General features: G+C 67.5%; 11 protein-coding genes, 1 tRNA gene and 1 pseudogene. 11 read left to right on the plus strand and 2 right to left on the minus strand.

The features are described from left to right. From sphsw_RS02600 to sphsw_RS02620, 5 genes are all read left to right on the plus strand, one after another. On the plus strand, window positions 1-284 hold a 284-nt coding region (locus sphsw_RS02600), incomplete at its 5' end, for a lipocalin family protein (protein ID WP_031439240.1). Window positions 285-380: 96 nt separating this feature from the next. Continuing rightward, window positions 381-1,406: a sulfate ABC transporter substrate-binding protein gene (locus sphsw_RS02605; RefSeq protein WP_031439241.1), complete on the plus strand. Its 1,026-nt coding sequence runs from the start codon at window positions 381-383 to the stop codon at window positions 1,404-1,406. Between the two features lie 30 nt (window positions 1,407-1,436). Beyond that, entirely contained in the window at window positions 1,437-2,303 is an 867-nt protein-coding gene (cysT, locus tag sphsw_RS02610) for a sulfate ABC transporter permease subunit CysT (protein ID WP_042466400.1), read from the plus strand. Further along, a complete protein-coding gene (gene cysW / locus sphsw_RS02615; protein WP_031395573.1) occupies window positions 2,300-3,139 on the plus strand; it encodes a sulfate ABC transporter permease subunit CysW in 840 nt (279 codons plus the stop codon). Before cysT ends, cysW begins: the two co-directional genes overlap by 4 nt. Next, window positions 3,136-4,167 carry a sulfate/molybdate ABC transporter ATP-binding protein gene (locus tag sphsw_RS02620; RefSeq protein WP_031439244.1) on the plus strand — a complete coding sequence of 344 codons (1,032 nt, stop codon included), beginning with the start codon at window positions 3,136-3,138 and terminating at the stop codon, window positions 4,165-4,167. Before cysW ends, sphsw_RS02620 begins: the two co-directional genes overlap by 4 nt. Before the next feature lie 53 nt (window positions 4,168-4,220). Here the strand turns inward: sphsw_RS02620 and sphsw_RS02625 are convergent. Together sphsw_RS02625 and sphsw_RS02630 are read right to left on the minus strand one after the other, a co-directional pair. Next, a tRNA-Leu gene (locus sphsw_RS02625) sits at window positions 4,221-4,305 on the minus strand. 154 nt (window positions 4,306-4,459) lie between these two features. After that, the gene (locus sphsw_RS02630; protein ID WP_031439245.1) at window positions 4,460-7,528 is read right to left on the minus strand and encodes a TonB-dependent receptor domain-containing protein; all 3,069 of its coding nucleotides are present in this window, start codon (window positions 7,526-7,528) and stop codon (window positions 4,460-4,462) included. A gap of 203 nt (window positions 7,529-7,731) precedes the next feature. Between sphsw_RS02630 and sphsw_RS02635 the strand changes: the two genes are divergently transcribed. The 6 genes and pseudogenes from sphsw_RS02635 to sphsw_RS20195 all read left to right on the plus strand — a co-directional run. Beyond that, window positions 7,732-8,745, plus strand: a complete 1,014-nt coding sequence (locus tag sphsw_RS02635; protein WP_031439246.1) for a N(4)-(beta-N-acetylglucosaminyl)-L-asparaginase — start codon at window positions 7,732-7,734, stop codon at window positions 8,743-8,745. A 19-nt stretch (window positions 8,746-8,764) separates the two neighbouring features. Further along, complete coding sequence (locus sphsw_RS02640) at window positions 8,765-9,517, plus strand: copper homeostasis protein CutC (RefSeq protein WP_197975262.1); 753 nt, start codon at window positions 8,765-8,767, stop codon at window positions 9,515-9,517. An 85-nt stretch (window positions 9,518-9,602) separates the two neighbouring features. Continuing rightward, a complete protein-coding gene (locus sphsw_RS02645; protein ID WP_042466387.1) occupies window positions 9,603-10,673 on the plus strand; it encodes an SIS domain-containing protein in 1,071 nt (356 codons plus the stop codon). Beyond that, window positions 10,670-11,812, plus strand: coding sequence for an N-acetylglucosamine-6-phosphate deacetylase (gene nagA / locus sphsw_RS02650; protein ID WP_031439249.1), 1,143 nt, complete (start codon window positions 10,670-10,672; stop codon window positions 11,810-11,812). The genes sphsw_RS02645 and nagA overlap by 4 nt, the downstream gene beginning before the upstream one ends. A 43-nt stretch (window positions 11,813-11,855) precedes the next feature. Then, window positions 11,856-14,357 (plus strand): phosphoenolpyruvate--protein phosphotransferase, encoded by a 2,502-nt coding sequence (ptsP, locus tag sphsw_RS02655; RefSeq protein WP_031439250.1) that lies wholly within the window; start codon window positions 11,856-11,858, stop codon window positions 14,355-14,357. Further along, window positions 14,354-14,639: pseudogene (locus tag sphsw_RS20195) on the plus strand (PTS transporter subunit EIIC); the annotation flags it as partial. The gene ptsP and the pseudogene sphsw_RS20195, both read left to right, overlap by 4 nt.

The following is a 14,639-nucleotide window of genomic DNA, read 5'->3' on the forward strand; positions in this document are numbered from 1 at the left end:
GTGCGGATGGTCGCGTCGTCCGGTTCGCGCCCGCCGACGTCCGGTTCGATCCGCTCCGCCAGTGGCGCTCGCCGCGCACCGGGGCGCTCTACCCCGTGACGCAACGCCTCACCATTCGCCTCCCCGAAGGGGTCCGCCGCTTCCGCCTCGATCCGCTGTTCGCCGATCAGGAGCTCGATGCCCGCCGCAGCGGCATGCCCGTCTACTGGGAAGGCGCGGTCCGCACGGCGGGCGGCAGCGGCTATCTCGAGCTCACCGGCTATGCCGATCCGCTGCAGATGTGACGCCTGCCGGATACCCAGGCTTTGGCATGGCCAAGCTTTGCGGCTATTCCCCACCACTACCGACGCGATAGGGATTACGCGAACCGGAGGGACTGGATGAGACTGAACCGCACGCATATCGGCCTGGCGCTTGCTGCGATCGTCGCGGGCTGCTCGTCGCCCTCGAGCACGGGCAAGGACGGATCGGTCGAGTTGCTCAACGTCAGCTACGATCCGACCCGCGAACTCTACAAGGCGGTGAACACCGCGTTCGCCGCCAAGTGGAAGCAGGACACCGGCCAGACGGTGCGGTTCAACATGAGCCATGGCGGATCGGGCAAGCAGTCGCGCGCGGTGATCGACGGCCTGGGCGCCGACGTCGTCACGCTGGCGCTCGCCTATGACGTCGATGCGATTGCCGAGCGTGCGAAGCTGCTGCCCGCCAACTGGGAAACGCGCCTGCCCGACAACAGCGCGCCCTATACGTCGACGATCGTGTTCCTGGTCCGCAAGGGCAATCCCAAGCAGATTCGCGACTGGAGCGATCTGGTCAAACCCGGCGTCCAGGTGATCACGCCCAACCCCAAGACCAGCGGCGGTGCACGCTGGAACTTCCTCGCGGCCTGGGCCTATGGGAAGAAGGCCGGGGGCGGATCCGACGCCGCCGCGCAGGCCTATGTCTCGCAGCTCTACGGCCATGTCCCGGTCCTCGATTCGGGCGCACGCGGCGCCACCACCACCTTCGTCGAGCGCGGGCTCGGCGACGTGCTGATCGCCTGGGAGAACGAGGCGTTCCTGTCCGAAAAGGAACTCGGCAGCGGCAAGTTCGACATCGTCGTGCCGTCGATCTCGGTGCTCGCCGAGCCATCGGTCGCGGTCGTCGACGCCAATGCCAAGGCGCACGGTACCGAGAAGGTCGCTGAGGCCTATCTCCGGTTCCTCTACACGCCCGAGGGCCAGGACATCGTCGCCAAGAACTATTATCGCCCCCGCGATCCTGCGGTGCTGGCGCGCTATGCGACGTTGTTCCCGAAGATCGAGATGCGCACCATTCGCGATTTCGGTGGATGGAAGGTTGCGCAGGCCCGCTTCTTTGCAGACGGCGGCGTGTTCGACCGGATCTATTCGGGTCCGAAGCGCTGATCGGGAATGCGATCGTTCGGATCCTCGTCGGTGGCTGACGTCGCGCGCCTCGGCGCCAGGCCCGGCCGCGCTCGCCGCGCGCGACGGTCGGTCATTCCCGGGTTCGGGCTGACGATGGGGCTGACGATCGTCTGGCTATGCCTGATCGTGCTCATCCCGCTGTCGACGATCTTCCTGCGCGCGGCGGGGCTTGGCTGGGACGGGTTCGTCGCGGTCGGGCTCTCGGCGCGCGCGCTGTCCGCCTACAAGCTCAGCTTCGGTACCGCGCTGCTGGCCGCGTCGGTCAACGCGGTGTTCGGCCTGCTGATCGCCTGGATCCTCGCGCGCTATGAGTTTCCGGGCAAGAAGTTCGTCGACGCCGCGGTCGACCTGCCCTTTGCGCTGCCGACCGCGGTCGCGGGCATCGCGCTGGTGTCGCTCTATGCCGAAAACGGCTGGATCGGGTCGCTGCTCGCACCGCTCGGCATCCGCGTCGCCTACACCCCGCTCGGCGTCGTCGTCGCGCTCATCTTCATCGGCCTGCCGTTCATCGTGCGCTCGGTCCAGCCCGTGCTCGCCGACCTCGGCGCCGATGTCGAGGAAGCCGCAGCGACGCTCGGGGCAACCCGGTGGCAGACGTTCAGCCAGGTCATCCTGCCCGCCATCGCACCCGCGCTCCTGACCGGCTTCGCGCTCGCCTTCGCGCGCGGCGTCGGCGAATATGGCTCGGTCATCTTCATCGCGGGCAACATGCCGTACAAGTCGGAGATCGCGCCGTTGCTGATCGTCACCCAGCTCGAACAGTTCGACTATCCCGGCGCGACCGCGATCGCGTGCGTCATGCTGGTCGCCTCCTTCTCGATGCTGCTGCTGGTCAATCTGCTCCAGGCGTGGCGTACGAAGCGGAGCGCGAAATGACCCGCGCCGCGTCCAGCGAAAGCCCCGTCGCCCGGCGGATCCTGATCGGCGTCGGTCTCCTCTTCCTCGCACTCTTCCTCGCGCTGCCGCTCGTCGTCGTGTTCGTTCAGGCCTTTGCCAAGGGCTGGCCGATGTTCGTCGACGCAATCGGCCAGCCCGACGCGCGTGCGGCGATCCGGCTGACCCTGCTGGTCGCGGCGATTTCGGTGCCGCTCAACTGCGTGTTCGGCGTCGTCGCGTCCTGGGCGATCACCAAGTTCGACTTCCGTGGGAAAAGCCTGCTGATCTCGCTCATCGACCTGCCCTTCTCGGTGTCGCCCGTCGTCGCCGGCCTCATCTTCGTACTGATGTTCGGCGCTCAGGGCTGGTTCGGGCCGTGGCTGATCGCGCACAACTGGAAGGTCATCTTCGCGGTGCCGGGCATCGTGCTCGCCACCGTGTTCGTCACCTTTCCGTTCGTCGCGCGCGAGATCATCCCGCTGATGGCCGAGCAGGGTCGCGACGACGAAGAGGCCGCGGTGTCGCTCGGCGCGTCGGGGTGGCAGACCTTCTGGCATGTCACCCTGCCCAATATCCGCTGGGGCCTGCTCTACGGCGTGCTGCTCTGCAACGCGCGTGCGATGGGCGAATTCGGCGCGGTGTCGGTGGTGTCGGGCCATATCCGCGGCCTGACCAACACCATGCCGCTCCACGTCGAGATCCTGTACAACGAATATGACTTCGTCGGCGCGTTTGCGGTGGCATCGCTGCTCGCGTCGCTCGCGCTCGTCACGCTCGTGTTGAAGAGCCTGCTCGAATGGCGGTTCGGCTATCATCAGGCAAGGAGTGCGCATTGAGTATCGTCATCGACGCCGTATCTAAGCGGTTCGGCCAGTTCGCCGCGCTGAACGACGTCAGCCTGGAAGCGCGTCCGGGCGAGTTCCTCGCGCTGCTGGGCCCGTCAGGCTCGGGCAAGACGACGCTGCTCCGCATGATCGCGGGGCTCGACTTCCCCGATAGCGGCCATGTCCTGTTCGACGGCGCCGACATGACCGGGACGCCCGCTGCCGAACGCCAGATCGGCTTCGTGTTCCAGAACTACGCGCTGTTCCGTCACATGACCGTCGCCGACAACATCGCGTTCGGCCTGACCGTCCGTGCCCGCCGCGATCGCCCGGCAAAGGCAGACATCCGCGCGCGCGTCACCGAACTGCTCGACCTGATCCAGCTGCCCGATCTTGGCCATCGCTATCCAGCACAACTCTCGGGCGGTCAGCGCCAGCGTGTCGCGCTGGCGCGGGCGCTCGCAGTCGAGCCCCGCCTGCTGCTGCTCGACGAACCCTTTGGCGCGCTCGATGCCAAGGTCCGCAAGGACCTGCGCCGCTGGCTGCGCGAGCTGCACGACCGGCTTGGCCTGACCTCGGTGTTCGTCACGCATGACCAGGAGGAGGCGCTCGAGCTTGCCGACCGCGTCGTCATCATGAACCGCGGTGTCATCGAACAGATCGGGACCCCGCGCGAAGTCTATGACATGCCCGCCACGCCGTTCGTCTCCGAATTCGTCGGGGAGACCAACCGTATCCCGGTGACGGTCGTCGATGGCCGCGTCCTGCATCACGGACAGGCGCTCGACGTTTCTCCGAAGGCGCTCGCCAACGGACCGGCCGAACTGCACTTCCGCCCGCACGAGGCGCTATTGGGGGATGACGATCCCGGTGCGCTGTCGATCGTCGTCGGCGCCGTGCACAAGCGGGGTGGTACGTGGCGCGTCGAGGCGCGTGTCGACGACATCGCCGTCGAGATCGACACGAGCGGTCGCTTGCCCGAGCGTGGCGCTCGTGCGGGGCTTCGCTTCGACGATGTTCAGATTTTTCCGGCTTCGTAGCCGTGGAGCCGGGCCGACTGGTCTCGGTCGCCCGGGCTCTTAAACAGTAAAGGTGGTGCGGGTGGCCGGGGTCGAACCGGCACTCCTTTCGGAACAGGATTTTGAGTCCAGCGCGTCTACCAATTCCACCACACCCGCACGACCGCCCTGCAGGCTTCAAGCCCCGGGCAGCGGCGGTTTCGCTAGACCATGCGATCCACGCCCGCAAGCACGAACCCGCCTCTTCATCCCCGAACGCGCGCATAAAAAAAGGCCCGCCGTTTCCGGCGGGCCTTGAGGTGGGGGTACGGGATCAGAACCGGACGGTGGCACCAACCGCCAGGTTGCGACCAAGCGAGTCGTAGCGCTGCGGGATCGTGTTGGTCCGTGCCAGCGCGACATTGTAGGAATCGGGGACGATCGGCGCGCTCTTGTCGAGCAGGTTGTTCGCGATCAGGCGCAGCGAGAACGCCTTGTCGATCGCAAAGTTGAGCGCGAGATCGAAATAGCTCTTCGGCGAGACGCGGAAATAGCTGGTCCGCTCGCGCTCGGGCGTGCCGCCGATCGCCGGATCACCCGAATTGTCCGCATTCGTCAGCGAACCGACATAGCGCCAGTTGAACGACGCGCTGAACCCCTTGTCGACCGTCGTATAGGTCGCGCGCAGGCCGTGCGACCATTTCGGGATCAGCTGACCGCAGCCATTGCCGTAATAGCCTGCGCAGTTGCGGGTCGGCTGGACCGGCGAGTCCTGACCACCTGCAAAGGTCGTCAGCGAGCCGTTGAAGTTCCAGTCGATCTTGCCGACGCTGGCGAGATCGAGCGTGTACTGCGCCTGGAAGTCATAGCCGCGGGCGATCGACTTGTAGAAGTTGGTCGTGCCCTGGCGGATGAAGCCGGTCGTCGGGTTGCTCGCCGCGTTCGAGTAGAGCGTGCCGGTGCCGGGATTGCGGACGATGCCCTGGCAGAAGAACGCGTCGCCGTTCGAACGCTGACAGCCATCGGTGTAATAGCTGAAGTCGTTATAGCCGAGCGAGTCGTCGATCTTGATCTTGTAGCGATCGACCGAGAAGACGAGCCCGGGCACGAAGCGCGGCTTCACGATCAGGCCATAGGTCTGGGTATAAGCCGTTTCGGGATCGGCTTCGAAACCGCCCGAGCGAACCGTACATCCGGTCGCCCCCGTCGATGCATCCCCCGGACAGATCAGCGTCGGGCTGCCGTACAGCGCGTCGGACAGGCCGGTCGCGCGGCAGACCTCACGCGAGGCGACGGGCGTGCCATAGGTCACGCCGCCAGCGGCGTTGGTCGTCACGGTCGGTGCGCAGAAATCGTTGAACGTGCCCGATCCGCCACGGGCAAAATCGACATTGGTCGCCTGCCGGATCTCGGTCACGGTCGGCGCGCGCTGCGCCTTGTTGAACGAGGCGCGGAACGTCAGGTCGCTGACCGGGGCGTAAATGCCCTCGATCTTCCACGTGTTGAAGCTGCTCGAATTGCTGCTGTACTTCGAAACGCGATAGCCACCATTGGCCTGCAAAAGTTCCGCGAACGGCTTGTGCTCGATCAGCGGCGCCTGGACCTCGATATTGGCCTCCCAGACGTCCTGCTTGAGATAGGTGTCATTGCCACCAAGCCCGGCGCGGTAGACGCTGTCGGCGGTCGATTTCAGCGTATCCTTGCGATATTCGGTGCCGAGCGCGATTGCGACGCCCTGCTCGGCGAACGGCGAGGTGACACCGTACTTGCCGAGATCGCCGGTGATGTTCGCCTGCACGTCATACAGCGTACCGATCGTGGTCGACGTGCCGCGGTCGTAGAGATAGTCGATCAGCGCCGGATTAGTGTTGCCCGCGCTGAACGCGTCGAACGGCACGCAGGCGGCGTCCGTGGTCCCTGCGCAGGTCGGTGCCGCGAGCGTCCCGCCCACGTTCAGCGAATTCCGCAGATTGGCCGCGTTGACGAAGCTCGGCGTGTAGTCCTGCTTGTTGCGCGCATAGACGCCGCCAATGTCATAGGTCCATGCATCGCCAGCCTTGCCGCGCAGGCCGCCGGTCAGGCGCAGACCGGTGTTCAGATAGCTGTCCGGCTGGTCATTGCCCTCGCCAAGGCGATAGCGGATGTCGATCGGCGCAAACGCCGCGGTACCCGCTGCCGCACCGCAGATCGTGCTGGCCTGCGAAGCCGACAGGAACGGATTGTTGCAGTTCACCTGGACGTTGCCGCCCGCGATCGCCGGGTAGTTGTTATACGACTTGTCGCGGAACCAGATGCCCGATGCATAGACTTCGGCGTCCGGCGCGACGTCGAGGCTGACGAAGCCACCCGCATTCACGCGCTCGGACGGGCGCTGATAGGCATAGTTGCTGAAATAGTTCGACGCATTGCCCGCGCCGGTGCCGAACGGCACGAAGGTGCGCGTGCCATTGGGGTTGTTGACATACTGCCCCGTCGCGACGCCCTTGCTGTCGAGCGGCGAAATCAGGCCGCTCGTCGAGCTGCTCGGCGTCAGGCCGCACGAGATCGGCGCGTTGAGGCTCGTCTGCGTAAGGTAGCAGCCCGAGTTAGACCGCTCGGACAGCAGGACCTCGTCGGTATGCTTGTAGTTGACGAAGCCGTTTATCCGCAGCGCCCCGTCGAAGAACTTCTTGCCCGCGGTCAGCGTGACGTCGGCGCGGCCGCCATCGTTGGTCAGGCCGCGCGGGCTGTTGAAGCCGGCTGCGCGTGCCAGCGACGAGACCACCGTGTCCTTGTTGTTGTGGTTGTAGAAATTATAGTTTCCGTCGAGCTGGATGCCTTCGAAATCCTTCTTCAGGACGAAGTTGACGACGCCGGCGACGGCATCGGACCCGTAGACCGACGACGCACCACCGGTCAGGACGTCGACGCGCTCAAGCAGCGACGGCGGGATGATGCCCACGTCCTGCCCGTTCTGCGTGCCGAGGCGCTTGCCGTCGATGAGGACGAGCGTCCGCTCGAACCCGAGGCTGCGCAGCTTGATCCGCTGCCGGCCGTCCGAATCATTATAGGTCTGCTGGCTGTCGGGCGCGACCTGCGGCAGGCGGTTGAGGACGTCCTCGACATTGACCGCAGCCTGGGCGCGGATGTCCTGCGAGGTGACCGAGGTGATCGGTGCGGCGGAGGTCATGTTCGGACGCTGGATGCGCGATCCGGTCACGACGATGTCGCCCCCGCCAGCGCGGTCTTCGGCAGGCGGCGCGTCGACGGCGCTGGTCGCGGTCGCCGCATCCGCCTCGACCTTGGCCTCCGCGGGCGTGGTAGCCTCGGCCTGTGCCGGCGTGACCTGTCCAATCGCCGGGGTCGCGGACACCATCAGTGCCCCCGCAAGCGCCATATAAGACGCCGAATTACGCACGTTCATACTAAAAACCCTTGTTTGGGCCAGCGTTGTCGCCTGCCCCCGTCTCCTTCGTAAGGTTTTGGTCATAATCGGGTCTCAGTCAATACCTTAGTAAGACCACTGTGTAACGTTTCGGACCGGATGTTGTAAAATGGCCATACGACTGGTCGACTGCCGTGACTTGCGATACGACTGGGCGCCAGGGTGACAACAGGGGGCTGCTGATGAAGACGAGACGATCGTTGCTGACCGCGTTTGGTGGTATTGGAGCGGCCCTGCCCTTTGTTGCGCCGATCGCCCGCGCGCGCGCCGCAACCGGCGGCCCTGCGCCTGCGCTGATCGTGTCGACCTGGGATTTCGGTGCTGCAGCCAACGCCGCCGCTTTTGCCCGCAGACGCGCCGGCGGATCGCTGATCGACTCGGTCGAGGCCGGCGCGATGGTCCCCGAAGCCGATCCGGACAATCACAGCGTCGGCTATTCGGGCTATCCCGACCGCGACGGCCATGTCACGCTCGATGCGGTCATCATGGATGATGCGGGCGGCGTCGGCGCAGTCGCAGCGCTCGAGAACACGATGCACGCGATCTCCGTCGCGCGGCGGGTGATGGAGCGGACACCGCATACCATGCTCGTCGGCGAAGGCGCGACGCGGTTCGCGCGTGACCAGGGCTTTAAGCAAGAGTCGCTGCTGACGCCCGAGGCGGAAAAGGCGTGGCGCGACTGGCTGAAGACCGCGGATTATCGCCCCGAGGCCAATAGCGAGAACCGCATCACGCGGACGCCCGGTGGCGCGCTCGACCATGACACGATCGGCCTGCTGATGCGCGATCCGACGGGGCGGATGGCCGGCGCCTGCACCACATCGGGCATGGCGTTCAAGATGCGCGGCCGGGTCGGTGATTCGCCACAGGTCGGATCGGGACTCTATGTAGAGGCCGGCGTCGGCGGCGCGACCTCGACCGGGCTGGGCGAGGAGGTCACGCGTGTCGCAGGGTCGGCGCGCGTCGTCGCATCGATGCGCGCGGGCGCGTCACCGCAACAGGCCTGCGAAGAGGTGGTCCGCCACATCGCGCGGCTGCGCGGCGACGCGATACGCGGCGTGCAGGTCGGCTTCCTCGCGCTCGATACAAAGGGCGCGGTCGGGGCCTTCTGCCTGTTGCCGGGCTTTACCTACGCCGTCACCGACGCGCGCGGCAGCACCACGGTGCTGAAGGCGCGCGCCTTGTTCGCGAGCTGACCACATGATGCGCGACGCCATGACGCTCGAAGTCTGTGTCGAGGATCTCGACGGCATCGATGCCGCGGTGGAGGGCGGCGCCGACCGGATCGAGCTGTGCGCCGCGCTCGCAGTCGGCGGCTTGACGCCGCCTGCGTCGCTGATCCGCGCGGCGGCGCAGGGCCCCCTCCCCGCGCACCTGCTCGTGCGCCCGCGTGAGGGCGGTTTCGCCTACACCCCGCGCGAAATCGCGCTGATCGCCGACGATATCGTCACCGCTGCGCACGCCGGGCTCGCGGGCATCGTGATCGGCGCAACCCTGGCCGACCACCGGCTCGACGCGGCAACTCTGGCCAAGCTGATCGCGCACGCACGGATGCTCGGCAGCGAGCGCGGCAGACCGCTGTCGCTGACGCTGCACCGCGCCTTCGATGTGTGCTCCGATCTTGGCGCCGCGCTCGACACCGCGATCGAACTCGGCTTCGACCGGGTTCTCACCTCGGGTGGGACGCCCAAGGCGATCGACGGGGTCGAGGCAGTGGCTGACCTGCATCGCCAAGCCGCCGGACGCATCATCATCCTCGCGGGCAGCGGCGTTTCCCCGCAATCACTGCCTGCACTGCTGCGCACCGGCATCACCGAAGTCCACGCCTCGTGCCGTCAGCCGATCGCCGGCGGTGCCGATCCGGTGGACGTGCGATTCGGTTTCGCCGCGCCGAACCGCACCGCGACCAGTACGGACCGCATCCGCCAGCTGTCACATATGCTTACGCAGAAACACACGCTTGAATAAGACCAATCTATAACTTACGCTTGGCATAATCCAACGACGAAGGCCGCCATACGGTCACCGTGCAAGATCCTGAGAGCGAGCTGTCATGACCAACGCCCCCCCCGCCCCCTTGGCGGCACGCGACCCGGAAGCCACGCTGATGTTCAGCGAAGCGGCGGAATCGGGTGCCGCGGTTGCCCGGCTGCTCGCGGCCAATGCCGACGCCTTCACGACACTCGGCGCAAAGCTGCGGGCCGCACCGCCCGCGGTGGTCGTTACCTGCGCCCGCGGATCGTCCGATCACGCCGCGGTTTACGGCAAATACCTGATCTGGACGAAGACCGGCATCCCGGTCGCGGCCGCCGCCCCCTCGGTCGTGTCGCTGTATGACGCAGAGCTTTCCGCGCAGACGACGCTTTGCATCGCCATCTCGCAAAGCGGCCGCAGCCCCGATCTGCTCGCGACGGTCGCCTCGATGAAGGCAGGCGGCGCGCATGTCGTCGCGCTGGTCAATGACGAGACGTCGCCGCTCGCCGCCGCCGCCGACACGCTGATCGCGCTCAAGGCCGGTCCCGAGCGCTCGGTCGCTGCGACCAAATCCTATATCTGCGCGCTGGCGGCGCTGGCGGCACTCACCGCGGAATGGGCCGACGACGATGCGTTGCGCGACGCGGTGGCGGCACTCCCCGCTGACCTGGAGCGCGCATGGGCGCTCGACTGGTCAAGCGCGATCGCACCGTTGCGTACCGCCACCAACCTCTTCGTCATCGCGCGCGGACCGGGCTTCGGCATCGCCAACGAGGCGGCGCTGAAGATGAAGGAAACCTGCGCGCTTCACGCCGAGAGCTTCAGCTCGGCCGAGGTGCGCCACGGCCCGATGCAGCTCGTCGAGGATGGTTTCCCCTTACTCGCGCTGGCGACCTCCGACGCGGCCGGCGACGGCGTGCGCGACGCCGCGGCAGAGTTTGCGGGGCGCGGCGCCTGCGTTCTGCTGGCCGATGCCGCACGCGACGCGCAGGCTGGCGACGCGACGCTGCCCGCGCTCACCGCGCATCCGGCAATCGAGCCGGTCCTGATGATCCAGAGCTTCTACAAGCTCGTCAACGCCCTTTCCGTGGCGCGCGGGTTCGATCCCGACGCGCCCTCGCATCTTGCCAAGGTCACGCGCACGCTATGACGACTTTCCGGTTTTCCAACGGCCATATCGTCACGCCGGCCGCTGTTCTCACCGACGCGACGATGGTCGTCGAAGACGGCCGGATCGTCAGCCTCGACGCGGCGCCCGCTACGGGCACGGCCGTGGAGACGATCGACCTCGACGGGGGCTGGATCATGCCCGGCTTCGTCGACACGCAGGTCAATGGCGGCGGCGGCGTGCTGTTCAACGATGCCACCACGGTCGAGGGGATCGCCGCCATCGGTGCGGCGCATGCCCGTTACGGCACGACCGCGTTCATGGTGACGCTGATCAGCGACACGCCCGACGTGATCGCGCGTGCGCTCGATGCGGTTGACGCCGCGATCGATGCCGGCGTGCCGGGCGTGGTCGGCATTCATGTCGAGGGTCCGGTCATCAGTGCGGCCCGCAAGGGCATCCATGATGCGTCGCGCTTCCAGGATCTCGACGACGATCTGATGGAACTGATGACGCGTCCCCGCCGCGGCCGCGTCATGCTGACACTCGCGCCCGAACGCGTCACCGCCGATCAGGTCGCCGCGCTCACCGCCGCCGGAGTGCTGGTCAGCATCGGTCACAGCGACGCGAGCTACGCAACCGCCGCCGCGGGCATCGCTGCGGGCATCACCGGCGTCACGCATCTGTTCAACGCGATGTCGCCGCTGATCCACCGCGCGCCCGGCGTGGTCGGCGCAGCGCTCGACGACCAGTCGGTCTATTGCGGGATCATCGTCGACGGCTTTCACGTCGATGACGCCGCGTTGCGGATCGCATTGCGCAGCCGCCCGCATGACCGGTTCATGCTCGTCTCCGACGCGATGCCCTGTGTCGGCGCGGCGGATAAGTCCTTCACGATCCAGGGGCGGCCGATCCATGTCGAGGATGGCCGCTGCGTCGGCGCGGACGGCACGCTGGCGGGATCGGATCTCGACATGACCGGTGCTGTTCGCAATGCGGTCGCGCGGCTCGACCTTGCGCCCGAAGTCGCCGCCGCGATGGCGTCGACCTATCCGGCTGCGTTTCTCGGCCTGTCGGACACGCGCGGGGCGCTTGCGCCCGGGCAGCGTGCCGACTGGGTGCGGCTGACGCACGATCTCCACCCCCTGGGCACCTGGTTCGGCGGCGTTCCGTCCGCCTGACCGCGCCCCGCTTTACCCCCCTTACGGCACCAAGGACGACCCCATGGCTCCCATCCTCCTGAGCGCGCCGATGCAGGGTTGGGCGCTGCCCATCGATCAGGTCCCCGACGCGGTCTTCGCCGACCGCATGCTGGGGGACGGCGTCGCGATCGATCCGACCGGCGACGGGCTCTACGCGCCCTGTGACGCGACCGTGCTGACGCTGCTCGACAGCGGCCATGCGATCACGCTGCGCACTGCGGAAGGCGCGGAGATCCTGATCCATATCGGGCTCGATACCGTCGCGCTCGGTGGTCGGGGCTTCTCGCCCTGCGTCGCGGTCGGCGACAGGGTCGTTACGGGCGCGCCGCTGATCCGCTTCGATCTCGACCTGCTCGTCTGCGAGGCACGCGCCGTCGTCACGCCGATTATCGTCGTAAACCCCGACCGGTTCGCCATCACGCAGTGCACGACCGACCGGGAGGTCGCGCTCGGCGACCCGCTGATGACGATCGAACCGGTAGCCGACATCCGGCCCGACGCAGTCGCAGGTGGCGCGGCCTCGGGCGAAATCCTGACGCGGACGATCACCGTGCCGCTTGCGCACGGGATTCACGCGCGCCCCGCCGCGCGGCTCGGGGCGCTCGCGAAACGCTATACCGCGGACGTCACGGTCACGCGCGATGCGAACACGTCCAGCATTCTCAGCCCGATCGGGCTGCTCGCGCTCGGGGTGCGGTACAACGACCCGATCACGCTCGGTGCGCGGGGCCCCGACGCCGCCGACGCGCTCGACGCGATCGCGGCGCTGATCCTCAGCGGCATGGACGAGACCACTCCCGCACCCGCCCCGGCCCCGGCAGCAGCCAGCCCGGTGCGTGCGGCGATCGACGGCGCACTGCTCGGCGTGACCGCTGCACCGGGCCTCGCGGTCGGCAAGGCGCGCTGGTTCCGCCATGCCGAGATCGTGGTTTCCGAACAGGGCCAGGGCATCGCCGTCGAGAATGAGCGGTTCGCGAGCGCGATCACGACGCTCGCCGCGCGGCTTGCCGAGCAGACCCGCCATAGCGCGGGCGCGCAGAAGGCGATCGTCGAGGCGCATGCGGCGATGCTCGACGATCCCGCGCTCCGCGACGGGACGCAGTCGCAGATCGCCGCGGGCAAGAGCGCGGGCCACGCCTGGCGCGCCACGATCCGGCCGCTTGCCGACGCGTTGCGTGCCGGCACCGATGCACGGCTTGCCGAGCGCGCGGACGACATGCTCGACCTCGAACGCCAGCTGCTGGCGGTCCTCGAAGGCGTCGAGACGACCGTCCCGGTCTTTCCGCCTGAGACGATCCTGCTCGCCGACGACCTGCTGCCATCCGACATTCTCGCGCTCGACCGCGCGACGGTCATCGGCCTGTGCGTCGCGCGCGGTGGGCCGACGTCGCATGTCGCCATCCTCGCCGCGACGATCGGCCTGCCCGCTCTGGTCGCGGTCGGCCCCGCGCTTGCCCCGCTGGCGGACGGCACGCCCGTCATCCTCGAGGCGAGCGAAGGGCTCATGCGCGTCGATCCCGACGCGGACACGCTTGTCGCCGCACAGGTCCGGCTTGCGCAGGCCGAGATGCGCCGCGCCGACATGCTCGCGCGCGCCGGCGAACTCTGCCGCATGGCCGACGGGACGCGGATCGAGGCGTTCGCCAATCTCGGATCGATCGGCGATGCCCGTCTCGCGCGCGACAACGGGGCGGAGGGCTCCGGCCTTCTCCGCACCGAATTCCTGTTCCTCGAACGCGAGTCCGCGCCGAGCGTTGCCGAACAGACCGCCGACTATCAGGCGATCGCCGACGCGCTCGACGGTCGCCCGCTGATCGTCCGGCTGCTCGATATCGGCGGCGACAAGCCCGCGCCCTATCTGCCGATGGATGCCGAGGAAAACCCAGCGCTGGGCCTGCGCGGCATCCGCGTCGGGCTCGCCTATCCGCAGATGCTCGAGGATCAGGTTCGCGCGATTCTTTCGGTACGCCCCACGGGTCAGTGCCGGATCATGGTGCCGATGATCGCCAGCCTCGACGAGCTGCGCGCAGTCCGCGCCGCGGTCGACCGGATCGCCGCCGAGCTCGATCTGCCCGATCGCGTCCCGGTTGGCGTCATGATCGAGACTCCCGCCGCGGCGGTGACCGCGGATCTGATCGCCAGCGAGGCGGAGTTCCTGTCGGTCGGCACCAATGATCTCACCCAATATACGCTGGCGATGGATCGCGGAAATCCGGCGGTCGCGTCGGGTATCGACGGGCTCCATCCCGCCGTCCTCCGCCTCATCGCGCAGACCTGCAAGGGTGGCGCGGTCCATGGACGCTGGACCGGCGTCTGCGGGGGGTTGGCCTCCGAACCGCTTGCCGTACCGATCCTGATCGGCCTCGGCGTCACCGAACTCTCCTGCGCACCGGCGATCATTCCGGAGATCAAGGCGCTGGTCGCCACGCTCGGCATGGATGCCTGCCGCGCGCACGCGACCGCGTGCCTCGCCTGCACCTCCGCCGCCCAAGTCCGAACGCTCGCCCGGGAGTTTGCCGCATGAAGTCGATACTCGAAGCCCTGCAGCCGCTCGGCCGTGCGCTCATGCTGCCGATCGCGGTGTTGCCGATCGCCGGCCTGTTGCTGCGTCTCGGCCAGCCCGATCTGCTCGACATCGCGTTCCTGAGCGCAGCCGGGGACGCGATCTTCTCGCATCTCGGGCTGTTGTTCGCGATCGGTGTCGCGACCGGCTTCGCACGTGACGGCAACGGGGCGGCCTGTCTGGCGGGTGTCGTGTGCTTCCTCGTCGCGACCGAAGCGGGCAAGGTGTTCCTATCCGTCCCCG

Source organism: Sphingomonas sp. FUKUSWIS1, assembly GCF_000733135.1.
Taxonomy (GTDB): domain Bacteria; phylum Pseudomonadota; class Alphaproteobacteria; order Sphingomonadales; family Sphingomonadaceae; genus Sphingomonas; species Sphingomonas aerolata.

Excerpts from the sequence above, each read along its gene's own strand:
- sphsw_RS02630 (WP_031439245.1), bottom strand. The coding sequence starts at position 7,528 with ATGAACGTGCGTAATTCGGCGTCTTATATGGCGCTTGCGGGGGCACTG.
- sphsw_RS02645 (WP_042466387.1), top strand. The coding sequence starts at position 9,603 with ATGACCAACGCCCCCCCCGCCCCCTTGGCGGCACGCGACCCGGAAGCC.
- ptsP (WP_031439250.1), top strand. The coding sequence starts at position 11,856 with ATGGCTCCCATCCTCCTGAGCGCGCCGATGCAGGGTTGGGCGCTGCCC.
- sphsw_RS02640 (WP_197975262.1), top strand. The coding sequence starts at position 8,765 with ATGACGCTCGAAGTCTGTGTCGAGGATCTCGACGGCATCGATGCCGCG.
- cysW (WP_031395573.1), top strand. The coding sequence starts at position 2,300 with ATGACCCGCGCCGCGTCCAGCGAAAGCCCCGTCGCCCGGCGGATCCTG.
- sphsw_RS02635 (WP_031439246.1), top strand. The coding sequence starts at position 7,732 with ATGAAGACGAGACGATCGTTGCTGACCGCGTTTGGTGGTATTGGAGCG.
- sphsw_RS02605 (WP_031439241.1), top strand. The coding sequence starts at position 381 with ATGAGACTGAACCGCACGCATATCGGCCTGGCGCTTGCTGCGATCGTC.
- nagA (WP_031439249.1), top strand. The coding sequence starts at position 10,670 with ATGACGACTTTCCGGTTTTCCAACGGCCATATCGTCACGCCGGCCGCT.